This is a genomic window from Laspinema sp. D2d, assembly GCF_025370755.1.
Taxonomy (GTDB): domain Bacteria; phylum Cyanobacteriota; class Cyanobacteriia; order Cyanobacteriales; family Laspinemataceae; genus Laspinema.
The window spans coordinates 147,733-170,344 of record NZ_JAMXFC010000004.1 but is presented as its reverse complement, the minus strand read 5'-3'; the positions used below and the strand labels follow the sequence as shown (position 1 = coordinate 170,344).

At 48.3% G+C, this 22,612-nt stretch carries 13 protein-coding genes and 1 riboswitch; of the genes, 5 read left to right on the top strand and 8 right to left on the bottom strand.

Features of this window, described 5'->3' with window-relative positions:
- Positions 1 to 241: 241 nt before the first annotated feature.
- The gene (locus NG796_RS04315) at positions 242 to 1,288 is read right to left on the bottom strand and encodes a DUF1338 domain-containing protein (protein ID WP_261204683.1); all 1,047 of its coding nucleotides are present in this window, start codon (positions 1,286 to 1,288) and stop codon (positions 242 to 244) included.
- 48 nt (positions 1,289 to 1,336) lie between these two features.
- Entirely contained in the window at positions 1,337 to 2,650 is a 1,314-nt protein-coding gene (locus NG796_RS04310) for an acetyl ornithine aminotransferase family protein (RefSeq protein WP_261204682.1), read from the bottom strand.
- Between the two features lie 364 nt (positions 2,651 to 3,014).
- Between NG796_RS04310 and NG796_RS04305 the strand changes: the two genes are divergently transcribed.
- From NG796_RS04305 to NG796_RS04285, 5 genes are all read left to right on the top strand, one after another.
- Positions 3,015 to 7,124, top strand: a complete 4,110-nt coding sequence (locus tag NG796_RS04305) for a PAS domain S-box protein (protein WP_261204681.1) — start codon at positions 3,015 to 3,017, stop codon at positions 7,122 to 7,124.
- A 272-nt stretch (positions 7,125 to 7,396) separates the two neighbouring features.
- On the top strand, positions 7,397 to 10,477 hold the full coding sequence (locus NG796_RS04300) for an ATP-binding protein (protein ID WP_261204680.1): 3,081 nt from the start codon (positions 7,397 to 7,399) through the stop codon (positions 10,475 to 10,477).
- Positions 10,478 to 10,605: 128 nt separating this feature from the next.
- Positions 10,606 to 11,016, top strand: coding sequence for a response regulator transcription factor (locus NG796_RS04295; protein WP_317619270.1), 411 nt, complete (start codon positions 10,606 to 10,608; stop codon positions 11,014 to 11,016).
- Positions 11,013 to 11,657 carry a chemotaxis protein CheC gene (locus NG796_RS04290; RefSeq protein WP_261204679.1) on the top strand — a complete coding sequence of 215 codons (645 nt, stop codon included), beginning with the start codon at positions 11,013 to 11,015 and terminating at the stop codon, positions 11,655 to 11,657. The genes NG796_RS04295 and NG796_RS04290 overlap by 4 nt, the downstream gene beginning before the upstream one ends.
- A gap of 37 nt (positions 11,658 to 11,694) precedes the next feature.
- The gene (locus NG796_RS04285; protein WP_261204678.1) at positions 11,695 to 14,040 is read left to right on the top strand and encodes a PAS domain S-box protein; all 2,346 of its coding nucleotides are present in this window, start codon (positions 11,695 to 11,697) and stop codon (positions 14,038 to 14,040) included.
- A gap of 168 nt (positions 14,041 to 14,208) precedes the next feature.
- Here NG796_RS04285 and NG796_RS04280 read toward each other — a convergent pair whose 3' ends face one another.
- The 6 genes from NG796_RS04280 to crtO form a co-directional block, all read right to left on the bottom strand.
- On the bottom strand, positions 14,209 to 14,790 hold the full coding sequence (locus NG796_RS04280; protein WP_261204677.1) for an NADPH-dependent FMN reductase: 582 nt from the start codon (positions 14,788 to 14,790) through the stop codon (positions 14,209 to 14,211).
- Positions 14,791 to 14,946: 156 nt separating this feature from the next.
- Positions 14,947 to 16,434, bottom strand: coding sequence for an aldehyde dehydrogenase family protein (locus tag NG796_RS04275; protein ID WP_261204676.1), 1,488 nt, complete (start codon positions 16,432 to 16,434; stop codon positions 14,947 to 14,949).
- A gap of 34 nt (positions 16,435 to 16,468) precedes the next feature.
- Complete coding sequence (locus NG796_RS04270) at positions 16,469 to 17,575, bottom strand: saccharopine dehydrogenase family protein (RefSeq protein ID WP_261204675.1); 1,107 nt, start codon at positions 17,573 to 17,575, stop codon at positions 16,469 to 16,471.
- 223 nt (positions 17,576 to 17,798) lie between these two features.
- The gene (locus tag NG796_RS04265; RefSeq protein ID WP_261204674.1) at positions 17,799 to 18,728 is read right to left on the bottom strand and encodes an alpha/beta fold hydrolase; all 930 of its coding nucleotides are present in this window, start codon (positions 18,726 to 18,728) and stop codon (positions 17,799 to 17,801) included.
- 194 nt (positions 18,729 to 18,922) lie between these two features.
- Positions 18,923 to 20,176, bottom strand: a complete 1,254-nt coding sequence (locus NG796_RS04260) for a cation:proton antiporter (RefSeq protein WP_261204673.1) — start codon at positions 20,174 to 20,176, stop codon at positions 18,923 to 18,925.
- A 402-nt stretch (positions 20,177 to 20,578) separates the two neighbouring features.
- Positions 20,579 to 22,276: a beta-carotene ketolase CrtO gene (gene crtO, locus NG796_RS04255; RefSeq protein ID WP_261204672.1), complete on the bottom strand. Its 1,698-nt coding sequence runs from the start codon at positions 22,274 to 22,276 to the stop codon at positions 20,579 to 20,581.
- Positions 22,277 to 22,459: 183 nt separating this feature from the next.
- A riboswitch (Fluoride riboswitch) is annotated at positions 22,460 to 22,544 on the top strand.
- Positions 22,545 to 22,612: the final 68 nt, after the last annotated feature.

Here is a 22,612-nt window from a genome sequence, read left to right as displayed (position 1 = left end):
TAAGCGTTGAACGTAAAACTTAGAAACAGAACCACTCCGAGGTTGACTCAATTCTTTTGAATCCAGTTTAAATTCGTCAATTCAAATCAGAATTCTATTAAGGATTAAGTTCTCTGCTTTACCGTTAGCAACAGTTTTTAGTTCTGCAATGCTTTCTATTTAATAACTTTTAGCAAAAGCTGGAGGGCAAAACTGTAGTGAAAGCTACCATTAACTAAATTTACCGACAAATTTTACAAAATTACCCGGGAGGGGCGATGCTTCCTGGGGAACGGGTCATTTCAAAGAGTTGGGCCGCGTTGGGGCCTAGGAACCCTTGAAAGAGTTCAGGATGTCCTGGGGTGGGTTCGATCGCAAATCGTTGGGCGATTTCATAATAGGCGTAGGTCCAGGGAATTTCCTGAAAAGGACCCTCGGGCTGACTGCGGACGATGACGGATTCCTGTACCGCCTGGGTTGCGGTTTGACGTAATCCAACTTCGGCAGTCCCTTCAATTTCAGCTTTCATCGGGACACCTCTCTTCCGAAGTGCTTGGGCGGTGGTTTCGATATCCGGGTAGGCGGGAGTATTTTGGCGGTTGATATAGCCGGTAAAATGGTTGACGGCATAGCCATGTAGCAAGACCCAGGCCCCATACTGACTGACCGCATTCACTGTTTCCAGGTGCGATCGCACCGGAGGCATCCAGGGACGAACAAACAGGCATTTGAGTCGCTGGGCTAGGATGTGAGGGTCTGGGGAGGAAGTGTCCATCGCCTTTAAGTCTTGAATAGCAGACTGACACTCTAATAACCCCTCTAAATCTAAACCTGACTGTACCGTTTTTTCCAAATGCGATCGCACCTCGGGGGGCAGATGATCCACCCTTAACTCACTGATAAACAGTTTCGGCAAATCAAACTCGTCCTGTTGGGGATGGCAATAGTGCCGCGCATAAAGGTTTTGGGAGGGGAAAGATAACTCGCCCATTGGCACATACCCCAACCCATCCAGAACCTGTTCCAGATGAGGGATACCTAGATTCACCCTTCCGATCGCCGTTTCAATGGAGAGGGCCAGGGAACGAAAGGCGATATGATCATTGGCAACGGTTCCCCCCGCTTCAGCAATGACCCCCTCGTAAATTCGGGCATAGGGAACCCGGTGACTGTAGTCTAGCCAGAGTTGATGCCATAGCGCTTGGGCGACTAATGCTTGTTTCATCGGAATATCTCCGGGAATTGTGAGAGAAACATCAAGAGGCGATCGGCCAAGGGAATTGGTACAGGAGTCGAGAATGTAGGACAAAAAACCCCATTTCTTGTCCCATTGACCGAATGCAGAAACCCTAAAGCGTTACCCTGTGGTCAATAGTTTGGCAAAACAGGCGTCCAGAATCTCTAACGCCACCTGAATTTGTTCAGCGTCAACCACCAATGGGGGACAAAAGCGGATAGCGGATTTACCACAGCCAATCAGTAATAGTCCGTGGTAGAATGCCTCATCGATCGCGCGATCGCGTAAGGATGGGTCAAAACCACCGGATTCATCCAGTAAATCCACCGCCACCATTAACCCTTTTCCTCTCGGTTGTGAGAGTTGGGGATAGCGATGGGCTAATTTCCTTAACCCTTCCTGTAACAACTCCCCCATTTGGGCAGCATTGGCGATCGCTCCTTGAGTGAGAATCTGTAACGTTGCATTGGCGGCGGCACAAGCAACCGGATTGCCGCCAAAGGTGGTAGCGTGAGAACCGGGCGGCCATGTCATCAATTCTGGACGCGCGAGAATGGCCCCGAGGGGTAATCCACTGGCAATCCCTTTCGCCAGAGTAATGATATCGGGCATCACATTCCAATGTTCCACCGCGAACAACTTGCCCGTGCGACCCATGCCCGATTGTACTTCATCCACCACCATCAAACTGTGATGACGACTGCAAATCTCGCGAATTCGGGCGAGGAATCCATCTTCTGGCACCAGATATCCTCCTTCCCCTTGAATCGGTTCGACAACGATCGCCGCCAATTCCTCCGGGGGTAACACGGTTTTAAACAGTTGAAACTCCAGATAATCTAAACTGGCATGAGTACCGTAGGGAATATGAGTAATTCCCGGTAACAAGGGTCCAAATCCTTGCCGTTGGACTGCTTTGGAACCTGTGAGGGACATGGCCCCAAAGGTGCGCCCGTGGAATGCCCCCAGAAAGGCCACAATCTGAGTCCTTCCCGTCGCATAGCGGGCTAATTTGAGCGCCCCTTCGTTGGATTCCGCCCCGGAATTGCTGAAAAAGACCTTCGCACCTTGGGGAAACGGGGCGAGTTTTGCCAACTGTTCCGCCAGTTGCACCATTGGTTCATAGTAAAAATCGGTCCCGGACATATGGATCAACTGGGCCGCCTGAGCTTGAATCGCTTGCACTACCTGGGGATGAGCGTGTCCCGTGGCGGTGACGGCAATGCCTGCGGTAAAGTCGAGGAAGACATTGCCATCCACATCCTGGATCGAGCAACCTTCTCCCCGGGCTACGACTAAGGGGTATCCTCGGGTATAAGAGGGAGAGGTCACTGAGCGATCGCGCTGGACCAGTTCTTGGGCGCGGGGTCCCGGTAAGGGGGTGACCAGATGGGGCCTGCGAGGTAAGGATTGGGCCGTTAACATTTCATCCATCGCCATTCCTCATGTTCCGATATACTAATGCCTACTCCATGCGATTCTAATGTAATTAAACTGACCCTGGGAGTAATTGGAGTTGTCCTTAGCGCGATTTGAGGAGAAAATAAAATCAGTTAAGCTAGGTATATTTACTTGATAAATTCGGGTTAACTGAGTTTTGTCCATTTTTTCACCAGAAATCATGTCCAAATTCTAAAATGGGAGGAATAGAACGAAAAAGAGGCTGAGGTTAAACTGGAACCTGGGGTTAGCACAAAAAAGGAAAAAAAGCACCTCTCTCTATGATGAAACGGTTTCTTAACGTTCTCCTGTTCACATTTTGAAAGTGCCATCCCCAAGCTCCCGACCCCTTTGAATCATGATGAAAATCAGCCCCTCGCTCCTCCTGCGTCTATTTAGCAAACTGCCTCAGTTGTGCGATCCCAGAAATCAGCCTTTAACCCGATGGCGACAACTCCTGCATCCTGTGGCAATTGCCCTCCTGAGTGTCAGCCTTGCCACGGGGATTAAAAATACCATCGCACCCTTAATTTTACCCGAAAGCCCATTTTTGGTATATTTTGCGGCGATTATGGTCAGTGCTTGGTTTGGGGGGAAGATAGGGGGACTGATGGCGACCCTAGGGGCCGGATTAGCCAGCGGTTACTTCTTTTCATCTCCCCTTTATGGGGTTGTAGACAACAGTCGGGGCCAAATATTTCGGTTAATTTTATTTTTAATTGAAGGATCGGCAATTGCGATCGCGATCGGCTCATTGCAACAAACGAAAGAACGGTATGCCCAAAGTTCCAAAACGGCTCAATTACATCTTGACTCGTTTCTGCAAAGTGAACAAAACTTTCAGTTATTGGTAGATGGCATTCAAGATTATGGACTGTATATGCTGGCACCGGATGGACGGGTCAATAGTTGGAATCCGGGAGCAAAACGCCTCAAAGGGTATGCAGCCGAGGAGATTATCGGCCAACATTTTTCCTGCTTTTATCCCCCTGAAGCGGTAGCCGAAAGTCAACCGGAACGAGATTTGAAACAGGCGGTAGAACAGGGACGATTGGAACAAGAAGCAGAACGATTGCGAAAGGACGGAACCCGCTTTTGGGTGCATGAAGTGATTACCCCTTTATATGATACTGAGGGGAATCTTTACGGATTCTCTAAAATTAGCCGAGATATCACCGAAAGCAAGCAGGCAGAGGGAACACTCCGAGCTAATGAACAACGGTTTAAAACCCTCGCTGAATCGACAGTGGAAGGGATTTTCTTTTATGAGAGCGATCGCCTGATTGCGGTGAATCAATCCTTGGAAAAAATCTTTGGATATGATGCCGATGAACTGATTGGACGGCCTTTAGGCTATATTTTAACGGAAGAGACCGTTGGGTTAATGTTGGCCGACTGGCAATGGACACAGGAGGGAGCATCAGAAGCAGTCGGGATTAAAAAAGATGGGACAACGGTAGTCCTAGAAGCAGTTATTCAACCGACGGTCTATTTGGGTCGCTCAGTTTGGATGGCATCGGTACGGGACATCAGCGATCGCAAACGGGCAGAGGCGGAACTTCAACAAACCTTAAAAGAATTATCGGATTTCCAATTCGCTTTAGATAAATCAGCGATCGTTGCTACGACTGATGCGAAAGGAACGATTCAATATGTCAACGAAAAATTTATTCAAATTTCTAAATATTCCCAGTCTGAATTAATTGGACAAGACCATCGCTTAATTAATTCCGGTTATCATCCTAAAGAATTTTTTATCAATCTATGGGCGACTATTGCCCGGGGAGAAGTATGGCGCGGGGAAATTAAGAATCGGGCCAAAGATGGTACTTATTATTGGGTCGATACAGTCATTGTTCCTTTTTTAGATAGTCAGGGAAAACCCTTTCAATATTTAGCCATCCGCTACGATATTACCCAACGCAAACAGACGGAAGAAGCCCTGCGCGACAGTGAAAAACGGTTTCGGGATATGGCAGATACCGCCCCGGTGCTGTTGTGGGTAGCCAATTGTCAGGGACAGTGGACTTTTTTAAATAAATGGGGCTTAAACTTCATCGGCGTCTTATTGGAAGCAGACCCGGAGCTCAACCCTCGGGACCGGATCCATTACGAGGATCAACTCCAGTGCGTTTTGAGTTACCAACAAGCGGTAAAAGTCGGCCAACCTTTTACTCAGGAATACCGCCTAAAACGATCGGATGGAGCCTATCGGTGGATGCTAGAAACTGGGGTGCCCCGGTGGAATCCCGAGGGCAATTTAGTCGGGTTCATTGGATCGGCGATCGATATTACTCCCCTCAAAGAAGCGGAGGCAGAACGGATTGAACTGTTACAACTGGAACAATCAGCCCGAACTCAAGCTGAAGCCAGTGAGCAGTATTATCGATTCCTGAGCGAGGCCATTCCCCAAATGGTCTGGACCGCCCTACCCGATGGGACCCTGGATTACCTGAGTCACCGCTGGAGTGAGTACACCGGCTTGAGTGAGGCCGAACTGCTAGGCTGGGGATGGGAGCCCATCGTGCATCCTGACGACTTGTGCGAATGTCGCGATAAGTGGATGGCTTGTGTGGAACACGGACACCCTTATGAAATTGAAGCCAGAATGCGTCGGGGTTCTGATGGCGCTTACCGCTGGCATCTGGGATTAGCGGTACCCATGCGCGATCATCAGGGAGAGATTGTCAAGTGGTTTGGGACGAATACAGACATTCACGAACGTAAGGAAGCGCAAGAAGAGCGCATGGAGTTGTTGGAACGGGAGAAAGCGGCGCGAATTTTGTCTGAACGGGCAACGACAATGGTACATCGGTTACAAGCGATTGTGGATGTGGCGATCGCCCCGTTGTCTCTCCATGATTTACTCCAAGAGTTGCTCGATCGCGTCACCGTGGTGTTAGAAGTGGATGCGGTGGTGATTTTACTGATGAATCCTGAGCAAACTGCCTTGATTGTGACGGCGACTAAAGGCTTAGATTTAGAGCAACCGATTTCCGCCTCTATCCCGATTCCCCTGGGGCTGGGGTTTGCGGGAAAAATTGCCCAGACTCGGCAACCGATGCGGATTGAGCGCGATGCTCATACCCAAGTGATTAGTCCTCTGTTCCGACATAAAAAAATTGAGTCCATGATGGGCGCACCGATGATCTTAGACGACCAAGTGCTTGGGGTGCTCCATGTGAGTACGGAGTCGCCGCGAGAATTTATGGCCGAAGATGTCTATTTGCTGCAACTGGTGGCCGATCGCGTAGCCCTTGCCATTGACCGGGCCAACCTTTATGAGGCCCAGCAACAAGCCCGCGATCGCGCCGAAAAAGCCAACCGACTCAAGGATGAATTTTTGGCGATCGTCTCTCATGAATTGCGGACTCCCCTCAACTCGATTCTCGGCTGGGCGCAATTACTCCGTGCTCGCACCCTCAAAGAAGAGACGCGACAAAAAGCCCTAGAAACTATCGAACGCAATGCCAAGCACCAGGTGACCCTGATTGACGATATCCTCGATGTCTCGCGAATTGTTCGCGGGAAAATTCGCCTAAATCGAGTTCCTTTGTATCTGGAAACTTTGGTGGAACAGGCGATTTCCACCCTGACTCCCGCAGCGGAAGCGAAGTCGATTCAACTGCTGACCCAGTTCAATGCAAGCGGACAGATCATTTTAGGGGATAGTAGCCGCCTCCATCAAATTGTTTGGAATCTACTCTCCAATGCGGTCAAGTTTACCCCTCATGGGGGACAGGTGACCGTAGGAATCGACCGGGTAGGCGATCGCATCGAGTTTCGGGTCCAGGATACGGGGATTGGCATCAGCCCCGACTTCCTCCCTCACGTCTTTGAAGGCTTCCGCCAAGCCAACAGTTCCTCCACCCGCACCCACGGGGGTCTCGGTCTAGGCTTAACCATTGTGCGCTACCTCGTAGAACTGCATGGGGGGACCGTCCAAGCCTTCAGTCAGGGAGAAGGAACGGGCACCACCTTTACCGTAGCCCTCCCCATCCGGGTCTCCCAGAGTCCTCTCCCCGAACCCGATACTGTAATGTTGGACGAGAAAACAATGGCAAAGTATGCCTTAAACATCGCAGGTTTACAGGTACTGGTTGTCGATGACGATCGCGATACGGGAGAGTTAATTGCTCAAGTCTTAGCGGAATATGGGGTACAGACGACGGTGGTTGTATCCGCTGCTGAAGCCTTAGCCGTCACCGAGCGATCGCGTCATGATATCTTAATTTCTGATATTGGAATGCCAGAAGAAGACGGCTATGTTTTGATCCGCAAAATTCGCCAGCGTGAGGCAGGATACGGCAAGCCCATTCCCGCGATCGCCTTGACTGCTTTTGCTCGGGAAGAGGATCGTCAACAAGCCCTGTTAGCCGGATTTCATCTTCATGTTGCTAAACCTGTTGAACCCTTGAAATTAGCAACGGCCCTCGCGGAAATTGCTCAACAAACGGGCTTAATCTAATCCCAAATTTCCCCTTTCTGCTCCCGGCCTCTCTTGCTCCCTGAAGTTCTGACCGTTTCAGCGCTAAAATTGAAATTAGTGCAGTAGAATTTCTCGTCGGGCGATTTTTTCACCGTCAGACTCTCGCGATTTTCTCAGAATTCAAACCTATCTAACCCCTTTGGGTTCTGAAGACTCTTGAGCTTTATTTTTTATCCGACTCCATCAATTCAACCCAGCTCAATTCCCCGACTGACCCTGAAAAATTCATGATTTTAATGAATTAAACCGTTATGAAACCATTTAATTTTAATCTAGCCACTCTCAGTTCAGATGCTGAGGGACAAGGGTTAAAAAACTCTACTCAAACCGATAGTAACCCGCCCCCCAATATCCTCTTGATTAGCGGATTATTGGGGTTGCTCTGCCTCTTCACCCTGCTGCTCTGGCCCGACATCCTGGGAAATTTATTAGCCAAAGACGGGTTTATCCCCCACGGTCATTGTTATCTCTGGAAGCCCTCATTAGTTTGGCTTCATGTGACATCCGACACCCTGATTGGCGTCGCCTATGTTGCCATTTCGAGCAGCCTTGCTTATTTCGTTTATAAAGCGCGGAAAAATATCCCCTTTGATTGGATATTTTTAGCCTTTGGTGCGTTTATCATCGCTTGTGGCATGACCCATTTTCTATCAGTCTGGACCTTGTGGAATCCGACTTACTGGTTATCGGGAAATGTTAAATTACTCACGGCGATCGCCTCAGTCACTACCGCACTTTCTTTACCCCCCTTAATCCCCAAAGCCTTGAAATTATTGGACTCGGCTCAGGTTTCTGAAGAGCGCCGCTTGAATCTGGAACGGGCAAATCAAGAACTGCAAGCCCTTTATGGTCAACTGAAGCAACTGGATGAACTCAAAAGCCAATTTTTTGCCAACGTTAGCCATGAATTGCGAACCCCCCTGGCTTTGATTTTAGGTCCAACTCAGAAGTTGCTCGCCGATACCCAACTCTCGGGGGAACAACACCGGGACTTACTGGTAATTGAGCGTAATTCCCGAATGCTCCTCAAACAGGTTAATGATCTCCTGGATATCTCTAAGCTAGAAGCGGGCAAAATGGAACTCGCCGCCGTTCCCCTGGATCTAGCGAGTCTGATTCGCCAAGTGGCGGCGAACTTTGACGCCTTAGCCCTGGAACGGGAGATTGAATTAACCCTCAAGGCCCCGGAATCCTTGTCAACCCGATTGGACCGCCCAAAAATCGAACGGGTGGTTTTAAACTTACTCTCTAATGCCTTTAAGTTCACACCCCCGGGAGGCAAAATTGACTGTTCCCTGTCTCTGAACGATGGGCCCGGGGAGAATAACCCGGTGACGATCGCCATCCAAGATAGTGGTCCAGGGATTCCCTTGGAACGGCGTGAAAGCATCTTTGAGCGCTTTAGCCAAATTGAAGGCGGGAGCACCCGTCGTTTTGGCGGGACGGGGTTGGGGTTGGCAATTGTTAAAGAATTTGTAGAACTTCATCAAGGAAGCATAACCGTCGCTGATGCACCCCTAGGCGGGGCAATGTTTACGGTTCAACTGCCTTTGGCGGTTTCTCCAGACCTCACTAAAACGGCTTCAGAGGCTTCTATCTGGGAGGATCTGGCCGAATCAGCGATCGCTGAACTGAAGGTGGGAGGGGAAACACCTCCCCCGATGCTCGTTCCCAATGACTCTCGACCCCTGATTTTAATTGTGGAAGACAACCGGGAAATGAATCGCTTTATCAGCGATATCCTGGGACGGGACTATCAAATTGCGACGGCGTTTAATGGGGAGCAAGGGTGGGAACAGGCACTCGCCCTGCATCCGGATTTAATCTTGAGTGATGTGATGATGCCCGAAATTGGGGGCGATCGCCTGGTGTCTTTATTACGCAGTAATCCCGATTTTGCCAATGTTTCCATTATCATGTTGACGGCGAAAGATGATGATGATTTGCGGGTCCAGTTATTGCGGGAAGGGGTGCAAGATTATCTGATGAAACCCTTTTCCGTGGAAGAATTGCGGGCGCGGGTGGGCAATGCGATCGCCATTAAACGGGTGCGGGATGTGTTACAGCAGGAGTTGGCCTCTCAAAGCTCCGATGTAGAAGCCCTCGCCTCGGAACTAACTTTACATAAGCGAGAACTGGAAACAGCGCTCATTTTCCAACAGCAACAGTCAGAAGAATTAATCAAGGCCAATCAAATCAAGGATGAGTTTTTATCCATTGTTTCCCATGAACTGCGCACCCCCCTCAATTCAATTCTGGGCTGGACCCAGTTGCTGCGCACCCGCAAGCTGAATGAAGCGACAAAGACGAAAGCATTAGAAACCATTGAGCGTAATGCTAAATTACAGGTGACTCTAATTGATGATATCTTAGATGTTTCCCGGATTATTCGCGGTAAAATTCGCTTACAACTGCGTCCGGTGAATTTAATTCCTATTGTTGAAGCCGCCCTGGATACGGTAACTCCCACGGCTGAATCTAAGGGAATTCAGATTGATTTTAACTTTGATCCGGCGATTCCCTTGGTTTCGGGGGATAGCGATCGCTTGCAACAAGTGGCTTGGAATTTGTTATCCAATGCGGTGAAATTTACCCCAGCCGGAGGTCAAATTTCTGTAGCGATCGCCCAAATGGATTCTTATATTACCCTCCAGGTTCAGGATACGGGAATTGGCATCCATCCCGACTTTCTCCCCTATATTTTTGAGGGATTCCGTCAAGCGGATAGTTCTACGACTCGCGCCTATGGTGGATTAGGGTTAGGGTTGACCATCGTCCGGCACTTAGTCGAACTCCACGGGGGCCAGGTCCAAGCCTTGAGCGAGGGTGAAGACCAAGGGGCCACGTTGCGGGTCCAGTTACCGATTCTGCCCAAACCGCCACAAGAGCAAGAGCAAGCCGTCCAGACTTCCTGTTCTCCAGAGGAAGGATTGTCGAGTCAACTGTGGGCATTAGATGGGTTGCAGGTGTTAGTCGTGGATGACGACCCCGATACCGGGGATTTAATGGAAGCGATGCTCACCGATTATGGGGTCCGGGTTCGGGTAGTCACTTCCGTTGCCGAGGCGATCGCCTTGTTGGGCCAATTCAAATTTGATATCTTAGTCAGCGATATTGGAATGCCCGGAGAAGACGGATATCATTTAATTCACCAAATCCGCCAGCATGAAGCTGAAAACCACAGTCATATTCCGGCGATCGCCCTGACTGCGTTTGCCTCGGACGAGGACCGCGCCCAATCCCTCCTCGCAGGCTTTGAAAAACACCTTACTAAACCCGTAGAACCGGCCCAATTAGCTCAAGTCCTCGCTCAATTGACCTGGACGCTATAAAAGCAGTAATGAGAAGATATCCCTATGCAGCACTCCCGTTCAGAGTTAAGATAAGGGCATGAACAAATGGGGGCGGAAATGAAGCGGACCGGCTGGAAAGTTGGATCCTTCAATCTCAGGGTTAGAGCTTGACTGCCAATCCGATACAAAGACGCAAGGCAATGGCAAAAATTTTGATTGTTGATGACTCTACCCTTTCTCGGGGAATACTGCGACGCATCCTCCAGACTGAAGGCCACTTGATTATTGAGGCCAAGGATGGATTAACGGGCATTGAGAGTTACTATATAGAAAAACCAGATCTGGTTTTACTGGATATCGCCATGCCAGATATGCAGGGAACCGAAGTGCTGGAAAAATTACGCGCCTTCGACCATCACGCCCGCATCGTCATGGCGACGGCTGATCTTCAAGAAATGACCCGCGCTGCCGTCATGGCAGCCGGAGCACTGGGGTATGTGACTAAGCCCTATAATCCCGATGCGGTTCTGGACACCGTAAATCAGGTTCTCCAAGGAATCCCGGGAGGGGTAGAATGAAGCTGACAGAAATCCAACAGGATGCCTTAAGCGAATTACTGAACATGGGTTTCGCCCGCACAGCGACGGCGCTCTCGGAACTCACGGGTCATCGAGTGTTACTAGAGGTTCCCCAGGTTTCCATTCACCCCATCGAAGAACTCAGCGCCAAACTCGGGACCTTTGTTACGGGAGAAATTGCCACGGTTCAGCAAATTTTTACAGGACGGGTTTCGGGAAATGCCCTGTTATTGTTGAACTATGACGGAGCCTTGCAACTGACTGAGTTGGTCACGCCAGAACAAGATATGCATCGCGATCGCCTGGATGCCTCGGCAGCCGAAGTGCTCACGGAAATAGGCAATATTTTACTCAACGCCTGTCTAAGCGTTTTTGGAAATTTGTTACAAATGCAAATTTCTTTTTCAGTTCCTCGGTTACATTTAGAAGCCTTAGATGGGTTACTCCATTCTCTGAGTATTGGTAAAGCGGAAATGCGGTATGCAATGGTCGTTTATACTGGGTTTCGGATGAAGGAAAATTCCATTCAGGGGTATTTAGTCATGGTATTGAGTGTGGTCTCTTTAGAAAAATTACTCGAAGAGATTGATAACTGGGCCCGGGGAGAGATAGACCCCCCTAACATTTCCATGTCTTCATAATGGAATAATAGTTAGCTATCAACAAAGGCTTAGTAAAATGAGCAATATTACCGATCCGCTCAACTCTAATCAAGATCTCCTTCATTGGGTCAATGACTTAGCTGACCGAGGGATATTTACGACCGATGTAGATTTGAATATCCAAAGTTGGAATCGTTGGCTGGAACTCTATAGTGGGTTGAGTGTGAATCGGGTGGTGGGGAGAAATTTACTAGAAATTTATCCCGAATTAAAGCAGCGGCGATTAGATCGATTTTTTTACCAAGCCCTAGCCGGACAAGTTACCCTCCTATCTCAGCGGTTACATGGGTTTTTGTTACCCATGCTCCCAACCGATGTCTATAAAAGCGTGCCTTATATGCTACAAAGTGCTAAGATTGCTCCCCTTATGGAAGCATCTCAAGTGATTGGCACGATCGCCACCATTGAAGATGTCACGGAACGGGTTTTACGGGAGTCGGAACTCCAACATCAAATTAAGGAATTAAAACGGACGGAATCGGCACTCATCGCCACGCAAAGTCAGCTTCAATACTTGTTGTCCTCCAGTCCAGCCGTGATTTATACCTGCCCTTCTGACCACCCTTACTGCCCGACCTTTGTGAGTGAGAATATTCTCGAACATTTGGGATATCGACCGGAAGAAATTTTAGGGGACTCCTCATTTTGGCGCGATCGCATTCATCCCGATGATGCACCGGCGCTATTTTCCAGTATCAAGCAGTTGTACCAAATCGGTCATTCCCTCAGTGAGTATCGGTTCCAGAATACAGACGGGAGTTATCGCTGGGTGCGGGATGAAATGAAGCTGATTTGTAAAGGGGAGAAACAAAGTGAAGAAATTGTTGGGGCATTATACGATATCACTGAGCGCAAACGCGCTGAAGAACAGGTCCGCCAGCAGGCAGCGCTTTTAGATGTTGCCACCGATGCAATTTGGGTCAAAGACCTTCAGCAGAATATTGTATTTTGGAATAAAGGTGCGGAAAAATTATATGGATGGACCCGCAGCGAAGCGATCGCCCAAAGCAGCAGTCATCTTTTTGATGTGAAAAGCGCCCAAGAACTCAACCAGATCGAGCAAACGGTCCTCACAACCGGCGAATGGCATGGAGAGTTAGAACAAGTCACCAAAGGGGGTAAATCCATCACCGTTGCCAGTCGTCAGACCCTAGTCCGAGACGAGCGCGATCGGCCCTTTTCCATCCTGTCAGTGAATACAGATATTACGGAGAAAAAACAGCTTGAAGCCCAGTTTTTGCGCGCCCAACGCCTCGAAAGTATTGGCACTTTAGCCAGTGGCATTGCCCATGATTTGAACAACATTCTCACCCCCATTTTGGGGGCGGTGCAACTGTTGGAAATGTTCCCCTTAAATGCCCAGCAAATGCGCTTAATTTCCATGTTAGAAATTAACACCTTGCGCGGCGCGGACCTGCTCAAACAAGTGCTATCTTTTGCCAAAGGGTTGGATGGGAATCGAACCCTGGTTCAAATCAAACACCTGATTGATGAAATCGTCGCGATCGCCCGAGAAACCTTTCCCAAATCTATTCAAATTTCTACCACAATTAACCCCAAACTTTGGTTGATTTCCGGCGACCCTACTCACCTCCATCAAATCTTGATGAATCTGTGCGTCAACGCTCGGGATGCGATGCCAAACGGGGGAACTTTATCGATTCAGGCTGAAAACTTCACCCTCACCAAATCCGATTTAACCCTCGACCCCGAGGCTCAACTGGGTTCTTATATTAAACTCACAATTTGCGATACAGGAACCGGGATTCCCCCGGAAATTTTAGACCGCTTATTTGAACCTTTTTTTACGACCAAAGGATTAGGAAAAGGCACGGGACTCGGGTTACCCACGGTTCGAGGTATCGTTAAAAATCATGGCGGATTTTTATCCGTTTCTAGTCAAATTGGCAAAGGAAGTGCTTTTACTGTCTACTTGCCTGCCATGCAGGGAACGGAAGTGCTAACTGCAGAACCAACCGAACTCCCTTTCGGATCCGGGGAGTTAATTTTAGTCGTAGATGATGAAGTTGCCATCTGTGAAATTGCTCAAGCCCTCCTCCAAAAATTTGGCTATAATGTATTAACGGCTGCTGATGGCATGGAGGCTATTTCCCTCTACAGTCAACGGTCCTCAGAAATTGCCGTGGTGATTCTGGATATGATGATGCCATTAATGGATGGAAAACTCACCCTAAAAGCACTTCAAAAAATTAATCCCGCCATTAAAATTATTGCCGTTAGTGGATTGATGAGCAATCTTCCCGTATCCGCATCAACGGAAAAGAGCGGCCCGACCTATTTATCTAAACCTTATAAAACGCGCGATTTATTAACGCTTATTCGCACAAAAATTGAAGAATAGATTTTCAAAAATCCAGTTTCTTGCCCTTTGAAATAACTCAAAAACCGGGTTTCTTTACCTAACTCTTAGCAGAGTCAGCCAAAGTTAACGCCGAAACCCGGTTTCTTACCCTTTGAAATAATTCAGAAAGATAAATTAATCGGAATTACGCTAACCATTCTGCTTAAATTAAGCATTCAACTTGGTTAACATTTGTGCTACTGTGACACCGATATTTTCCACCGTTTCTTGCTTTTTGGGGTCATTTAACGTTCCCGATTCTGTAAAGGCTTCAAAGGCTTGGGGAATCGCTATTTGATTCGGTACCACAATCATACTAATATTCGCCAGCATTTCCCGGAGTTGAGCTAAACCCCGTAATCCTCCTAAACCACCGGGAGAGGTACTCATAATTCCCACAACTTTACCGGAAAAAGCGGCCAGCATCGGTTCACCTGGCGCGGGACGAGATACCCAGTCGATCGCATTTTTGAGCAGGGGACTGATGGTACTATTATACTCCGGAGAGGCAATCAACACACCTTGGTGAGCAAAGAAGAGCGATTTCAACTCCTGAGCATACCTTGGCATTCCTTCTGCGGCTTCTAAGTCTTGGTCAAACAGGGGGATTGGGAAATCTCTCAGGTCAATATAAGTGACCTCTGCACCGGCTTTTCTAGCGCCATTGGCCGCAATTTGAACGAGTTTTTTGTTAAAGGACGCTTCGCGAGCGCTTCCGGCAAAGGCGAGAATTTTGGGGGCGGTAGACATCGTGACTCCTATGGTTTGTGGGTTCAAAACAGATGATTCAAAAGGGACTTATCCCAGAACTCATCATAGCCCATTTGTGGGCCAAATCGGGCGGGGATTGCATGATTCTGAGCCGATCGCCCTCTGAGATTCACCCCGAGGTACTCCCGACTCCAATTACTCGCGATTGTCGATTTGCGCCCGTTGTAAGCGTCCCGAAAAGTCTACATAGACTGTTTTCCATTCCGTAAACACATCCAGCGCCGCTGTTCCCGCCTCGCGATGTCCGTTGCCGGTTTGTTTGACACCCCCAAAGGGTAAATGTACCTCAGCGCCAATGGTGGGACCGTTAATATAGGTGATTCCGGCTTCAATATCGCGCATGGCTTGAAATGCCCGATTCACATCACGAGTATAAACGGAAGAAGATAACCCGTAGGGGGTATCATTGAGAATGGCGATCGCTTCTTCAAAGGAAGAAATTTCTATCAATGCCACCACCGGACCAAAAATCTCTTCCCGCGCCACCCGCATATTCGGCATCACCCCATCCAGGATAGTGGGTTCAAAAAAGAATCCTCCTGTGAGGGTGCCCTCCGTTGTGCGATTGCCGCCGATTAAAATCTTTGCCCCCTCTTGATGGGCGATTTCCATATACTCCTCAATGGTATTCAATTGCGTGGCATTGACAATTGGCCCAATGTCAGTATTCGGGTCTGTTCCGGGACCCAAACGGAGTTTCCGAGTGCGATCGAGCAGCATTGCGGTAAATTTATCTTTAATATCCCGATGCAGCAGGAGACGGCTGGTGGCGGTGCACCGTTGCCCACTCGTGCCAAAAGCGCCCCAGACTGCGCCTTCTAGGGCTAATTCTAAATCCGCATCCTCCATCACGACTTGGGCATTTTTTCCCCCTAGTTCCAAACAAACCCGCTTGTGCTGTTTGGCGCAGATTGCCGCCACTTCTGCGCCAGTTTGTGAGGACCCGGTTAAGGAAATTAAATTGACGTCGGGATGTTCTACTAAGGCTTTTCCCACTTCTTCTCCCAATCCATGTACCAGATTAACCACACCGGGGGGAAATCCGGCATCATGGAACACCTGAAACAGGAAGTGAGTTACGGCGGGGGTATCTTCGGACGGTTTCAGGACGAGGGTATTGCCGCAGACTAAGGCAGGCATTGCTTTCCAACAGGGAATGGCGATGGGAAAATTCCAAGGGGTGATTAACCCACAGACCCCGATCGGCATTCGTACCGTCATCGCAAATTTATTGTCCATTTCCGAGGTGGTGGTTTGTCCGAACAAACGGCGACCTTCTCCGGCATAATAAAAAGCGCAATCAATGCCTTCTTGGACATCGCCATTGGCTTCACGCAGGGGTTTTCCCATTTCCTGACTCATTAAATAAGCCAGTTCTGCTTTGCGATCGCGCAATAATTCTCCAAAGCGGTATAACAATTCTGCCCGTTCTGGTGCTGGAACGCGCCGCCAAGTGCGATAGGCATGGCGGGCGGCGGTTACAGCCCGGTCTATATCACTTTGGTCCGATCGCGGAAAAGTTGCCACCAGTTCGCGCCAGTGGGCGGGATTGCGACTTTCCATTGTTTCCCCAGAGGCGGGGGGTAACCAGTGACCCTCAATATAATTCAGACAAGTGTGCATGGTTGATCCGGGCTAAGATATAGATAGGGACAGCTTACAACCAATGATGAGCGATCTCGATTCCCCGAGTTGTCATAATTGATTCAAATAACGGCGTAGATAAGGCTTGTTCTACGGGCCATACGCCGGGTTTAGTGAGTTTTCCTTTCAGCATCAGTTCGGCGATGGTTCCGGTGCCGATTCCGGTGGCAACAGCGGCACTAGGATGAACCACGGCACTGCAAACGGTGGCGGGTTCTCCTGCGCTGTTACGTCCGTTAACTTCTGATCGCACCGCTACCCCAGTCCCGCTAAATTTGTCGGTGAATCCTGTCATGCGGTAGCTGACTTGAGATAAAAACTCGACTACGGCGGAATTTTTCAGGGCGGCGGAAGGCCATAAATTTGCCACCATCCAGGTTAAATGGTTGTACAAATCCGGGGAAGTGCCGAATTTTGTAATCGCAGTTTTCACCGGGAAGGAGTCGGGTAAGGTGAAAGCTTCAGGCATATCAAACCAGTAAACTCCGACCTTTCCGTATGGTGGGGGAAATTCGATGGTTTCGCGATCGGTATAGGGTTTAACGGGTTGCCATCGACCATCAATCCAAGCATCAAAGGGGTTTTGTAAGCCTAAAAAGGTGGTACGCATGACGGTGACTCCTGCACCGCCTGACCCCCCGACAACATAGCTTAAATGGATGCGATCGGCTTCTTGAAGTTGTTCCACCCCTTGGCGAACCATACTATTAGAAATTCCGGGAAAAATGCCGGTATTAATGATAGCGGTTATGCCTGCTTTTTCGGCGGCGTCTTGCAATGCCAGCGCCCTGCGCGTGAATCCTCGACTATCGCTAACATCGGTATAGTTCACGCCGCGATCGATGCAGAGTTGCAGCACTCGGGCATCGCGGTGATGGAAGGGTCCGGCACTATGGATGACGAGATCGCTATCTGCGATCGCCTGGGATAATCCAGCGCGATCGTCTAAATGTACTGCCCGAAACTGCACGCGATCGCCCAGAGTCTCATCCACTGATTTTCCCGGTGTCTTGTCCCGTCCCGTCACCGTAATTTCTGCATCAGTATGGGTGATCAAATCTTGAGCAATGCTGCTGCCGATCCGTCCCCGTCCGCCAATAATCAAAACTCGTTGAGTCATGTCTCTAATCGATAACAATACCCCCATTGCAGCATTTTTCTCCAAATCTGGCATCTATACGAAGAAAGATCGCCCGTGACTGAGTACAAAATCGGTTCGGGAGTCGTTTCCCGACTCATGGAGTACAGAGGGGATTAGGAGTACGTTCCGCACAGCCTTCAATAACGCACTCCTCTAAATCTCTGTACCTCCTCCCTGGGGGAAACGCTATCTTTGGGTAATTTTAAACAGACAAAATGACCTCTGATTCAGTCAAATGCTCTTGAAACTCTTCAGCAATCTGGTTCAGAGTCTGATATAAATCTTGGGTATGTTGCCATCCCACAAAGCCGCAAAATACACAAATTCCTAGAGGATTTTCAATGAAAACATGGTGAACCTGAACGGGGTTTTTCCAGACTCTAATCTTCATCCCAGTATTAAACGTTAGATAGGGTTTAGCCCGGACAAAATCCCGGCGATGGGCGGCAGTCATGGCGGGAAGGGCTTGCAATTTCTGAATCACGGCATAAATTAAATCGGCCTTTGGCGGAGGAGAAATCACCGGATTTTCCCAAAAATCGCGAATAATTTGGACTAACTGGGGATGATTTTTGAGGGCGGGATGAGAGATCCCAGGCAAACAGATAAATTGAGCGCGGTTAAACTTAGTCGCTTCAATACTAATCGTGCGATCGCTACCATTATCGCTATCTCCAGCAATAACTAACGTGGGGATAATTTCAGCCAGAGACTCGGCAATTTGACGCCGATTAATGCCTAAGTCCCGACCCATCCCCAGTCCCCATTTAAAGGGGTCTAAAATCCGGGCTAAATCCGCCCCACCCACAGGAGAAGCCAGCAAAACTAAGGAGTGAATTTGCGATCGCCATTCCGGATGGCGATGCAGCACTTCTAACCAAATTAATCCCCCCATTGAATGACCAATAATTCGCATTGGAGTAGTGGGATAGGTGGCGAGGGTTTCGCCTACGATAGTTTCCACGGTTTGAATTAAGGGTTCAATCCGATAAAAGGTCCGCAACCAACCCAAATTGGGCGTAATAATCCGACAATTTGGGGTTTTTAAAGCCTCAGCCAATGTCGCAATTTTATGATAAGTATCCGCCCATCCATGTTGCGCATACAGAATAAAGTCCGGTGATTCGCTCATTATAGCCCTCCCACCCATGCATCAGCTCATTTCCCTTATTATAGAAATTCTCCCTAGTCTGGGTGTACAGAACTAGAGAGAGAGAAGAAGCCGAGTTTTTGGCCCCTATTCAGTGTTCTAGCGCCTCTATCGCGGTTCCCAAACTCAGGGGTTCCAGAGAGAGACTATCAGGAGTGCGCGCATCTTGCTTGCTCTCAGGGGCGATCGCCTTTTAGGGTTACCCTTCTTTTCTCCAACTTGGCCCCATACCAATTCATCAAGGGAGTCGCACTAATGCCATGCACAATAGCCGAAATCACCAGGGTCAGAAAAACAATCCAAGCGATTTTTTCCGCAGTTTCTCCTTCTAACCCTTTGCCCATCGCATAAGTGAGATAATAGACTGAACCTACACCCCGAATTCCAAACCACCCCATCAATAACCGTTTTGAGCGATGAAAATTTGAGCCAATGGTACTAATCCAAGTTCCCAGGGGACGAATAATAAACAACAAAAATCCTGCGATGATTAACGCATCTCCCGCAAACTGTAAACTCGGTTCTATTCTTAGCAGAGACCCGAGTAATAAGATAGTTCCTACTTCTAGCAGTTTTTCCACCCGTTCCGTTAATCTCAGTTGAGACTCGGTTCGTTCTGAATCGCGGCTGTAGCTTCTGCGGACCGTCACTCCGGCGACAAATACCGCGAGAAACCCATATCCATTAATCACTTCCGTTAGGGAATAAGCCAATAAAATGGTACTCAAAGCAATAAAATCTTGCATGAGTTCATCGACGGGACGAGCACGATTTAATTGCTTTTCGATCCAAACAATGGCAGAAGCGACGATAATGCCCATGCCGAGACCCGCAGCGATCGCCCAAATTAAATCGATAACCAACCACTCGTAAATCCAGTTATTGATATCACTATCTTTTAGCAGATATAACCCAAAATAAACAAAGGGGAAAGCCAAGGCATCATTTAATCCCCCTTCAGACGTTAAGCCAAACCGGAGTTCATCTTTATCCTCAAAATGAGCCAATTGAACTTCTGATGCCAAAACCGGATCGGTGGGGGCGAGAATAGCCCCGAGTAAAATCGCAGCCCCCCAATCCATGCCTAAAAATAAGCGCCCGACTACCGCGATCGCGACAATAGAAATGGGCATCAAAAATCCAATTAATCGGGCCGTCGTCTGCCATGCCCATAAATTGAGTGGACGATTCATTTTGAGGCCGCAACTAAACAATGAAATAATGACCACTAATTCACTCAATCGCTCCAGAAAATTGGCATCTGGGCGCACCATAACTAATCTCAGTCCATAAGGACCAATCAAAATCCCAACGACTAAATAAATTAGGGCATAAGAAAGCGGCAATCGCTTAATCCAACCGGAAAATACAGTTACTGACAGCAGTAAAAACCCGATAGCCAGCATATTGAGAATGTAAACATCTATCAAAGCGATCGCTCCTCTTTTAGTAGTCGATTAAAGGAACAAATGATTAAGGGAACAGCCCAATCTATCAGACTAGCACTTCTCTCCCTAATCCAGGTCATGATGCTCTTTATTTTTCGCTTAAATAGAGGTTTGCACAAAAGGCAATCAACCTTCAAATTCAGGGCTTTTTCAACTAAAATAAAAGGCCATATCCCTCCCCTAAGTTTAGGGGAGGGGACCGGAGATTGAGTCAAGTGCTTGGTCAACAAATGAGATGGGTTATGCGGTTTGGGTAACAGGTCTTTGATTCGTCTAAGAAATCATTGACCCAACAGTTATCTCAGCGGTTGCCTATCTAAAGGGGAGATAAAAAAATCAAGAATCCTTCTCTAACCCCCCCCTTTAAAAGGCTAAAAACCGCTATTAACTGGACAAATTAAACACAGAATTTGCCATTGACTTGACCGAATTGGTCGCATCTTTTAAGGTTTGGCTCATGGGTTGCTGCTGGAATAAAAATACCCGAGCACAGTTCCGTCCGGGCATTCCAGAAATTGAACCACCGGGATGAGTACCAGCGCCGGTTAAAAATAACCCATCAATGGGAGTTTTGTAGTTGGCGATTTCTGGCAGAGGACGGAAGAAAATCATCTGGTCTAAGGTCATATCAATATGGTAATGATTGCCCTTATAAGACCCAAGGCGAGCGCCCAGTTCCGCTGGACTTTCTACCCGTCGCGCAATAATTGAATTTTTGAGATTCGGCGCATAATCCGATAGTTTATCAATCAGGCGATCGGCCACTTTGTTTTTCAGTTCATCAGTCCATCCCGTGCCATTTTGTCCGGTTCCTTCTGCGCCATGAATCTGATAAGGAGCGAAGAATTCCACCCACAGGGTATGCTTTCCTTCCGGGGCCATTGATGGATCAAGAACGGTGGGAACAACGGCATAGATGGAGGGATTTTCATCAGGAATCCTACCAAGTTGACAGAGACTATGACTTTCTTCCACATGATGAACGGAATCGGCAATAACAACCGACCCAATTAAATATTCATCTTGGTGATTGTAGGCTTCAAATCGCGGCATTTCTGAGAGGGCACAATCCAGTTTGAGGATGCTTTCATTGTTGTTGACAATGCGGCGATCCACCCGATCGCGTAAGTTGGGGTCGCTGGAATCTACATCTCCCGGATTGATTAAATCTAAGAAGACTCGTTTGGCATCAATATTGGAAATTACCCCTTCTTTAGCGCGGTATTCTTGACCTCCATCCACGCGGACACCGACGGCGCGATTATTATCCACTAAAATTCGTTCAACGCCGCGATCGCACAAAATTTCACCCCCAAGACTGGTGACTCGATTCACTAATGCTTGGGTGAGTGCGCCGGTTCCTCCTCTGGGTCTTGCCATGCCAGGATTATGACGCATTGCCATCATAATTGCACCCACAGACATCCCTTTTTGTGAGGGCGGAATGCTCATTTCTGCGGCGAGTCTAGCTAAGGGTGCTTTGACGACTTCGGTATCGAACCATTCCTCTAACATATCTTGAGGACTACTGAGCATGGTTCGGGCAAAATCGAGGATTTTATCTGGGGTTCCTAGTAAAGACAAAAGGTCTTTAATTTTATCGAAATTATAATTGCCGGTAATATCGATAATCGATTTAGGCGGGGCATTGAATATGGGAGCGATCGCATTCAAAACTCTCTGCCAGTAGTGAATAAATTCTCCATATTTCTGCGCGTCCCGCTCACTGTAGCGGGCAATCTCCTCACAGGTTTTGTCTACGGATTTATGCCCGAGGAAGTATTTTCCATCGGGTTGCGGACAAAAGAGGACCGGATCACAATACAGATAGTCTAATCCGTATTTTTTGAGTTCTAATTCTTCCACCACGGGTCCGAGATGGATAAATTCATGGTCGATCGCGCAGAGGTTAAATTTAAACCCTGGGGCTTCTTCAGGCAACGATTCTTCGGTGGTTGCTGCACCCCCAGGAATTGAGCGTTTTTCTAATAGTAAAACACTTTTACCGGCTTTTAAAAGATAAGCGGCACAAACTAAGCCGTTATGACCGGCTCCAATGATAATTACATCGTACTGGGACATGAAAAAACTCCTGTTAAATTCCCACTTGCTTTGAATTTTACAAAACTTAATCCTCTGAAGGTTTCTATCTCCAGAAAGAGATTGTGGCAGCAGAGGGATGATTTTTGAGTCGTTCTGTCTAATAAAAAAATGGGTCAATTACTGGATTGTTGCGGAAATTTATGCTATATTAAGTTCTGATTTAAGATTGAAGGCGATGGAGCTCGCCATAACCGCCGATTCAGCGATCCCGATGGGGGGCTGAAAGGCTGATGGCTCCTACCTGTCCGGGCTGAATGCCGGGAGGTAGGGCGATCGCATCAATCCTCTCCTGGACCAGCCCCTTCACACCTGTTC

Coding starts and splice junctions, on each gene's coding strand:
- NG796_RS04310 (WP_261204682.1), bottom strand. CDS start 2,650: ATGGATGAAATGTTAACGGCCCAATCCTTACCTCGCAGGCCCCATCTG.
- NG796_RS04305 (WP_261204681.1), top strand. CDS start 3,015: ATGATGAAAATCAGCCCCTCGCTCCTCCTGCGTCTATTTAGCAAACTG.
- NG796_RS04300 (WP_261204680.1), top strand. CDS start 7,397: ATGAAACCATTTAATTTTAATCTAGCCACTCTCAGTTCAGATGCTGAG.
- NG796_RS04290 (WP_261204679.1), top strand. CDS start 11,013: ATGAAGCTGACAGAAATCCAACAGGATGCCTTAAGCGAATTACTGAAC.
- NG796_RS04285 (WP_261204678.1), top strand. CDS start 11,695: ATGAGCAATATTACCGATCCGCTCAACTCTAATCAAGATCTCCTTCAT.
- NG796_RS04280 (WP_261204677.1), bottom strand. CDS start 14,790: ATGTCTACCGCCCCCAAAATTCTCGCCTTTGCCGGAAGCGCTCGCGAA.
- NG796_RS04275 (WP_261204676.1), bottom strand. CDS start 16,434: ATGCACACTTGTCTGAATTATATTGAGGGTCACTGGTTACCCCCCGCC.
- NG796_RS04270 (WP_261204675.1), bottom strand. CDS start 17,575: ATGACTCAACGAGTTTTGATTATTGGCGGACGGGGACGGATCGGCAGC.
- NG796_RS04265 (WP_261204674.1), bottom strand. CDS start 18,728: ATGAGCGAATCACCGGACTTTATTCTGTATGCGCAACATGGATGGGCG.
- crtO (WP_261204672.1), bottom strand. CDS start 22,276: ATGTCCCAGTACGATGTAATTATCATTGGAGCCGGTCATAACGGCTTA.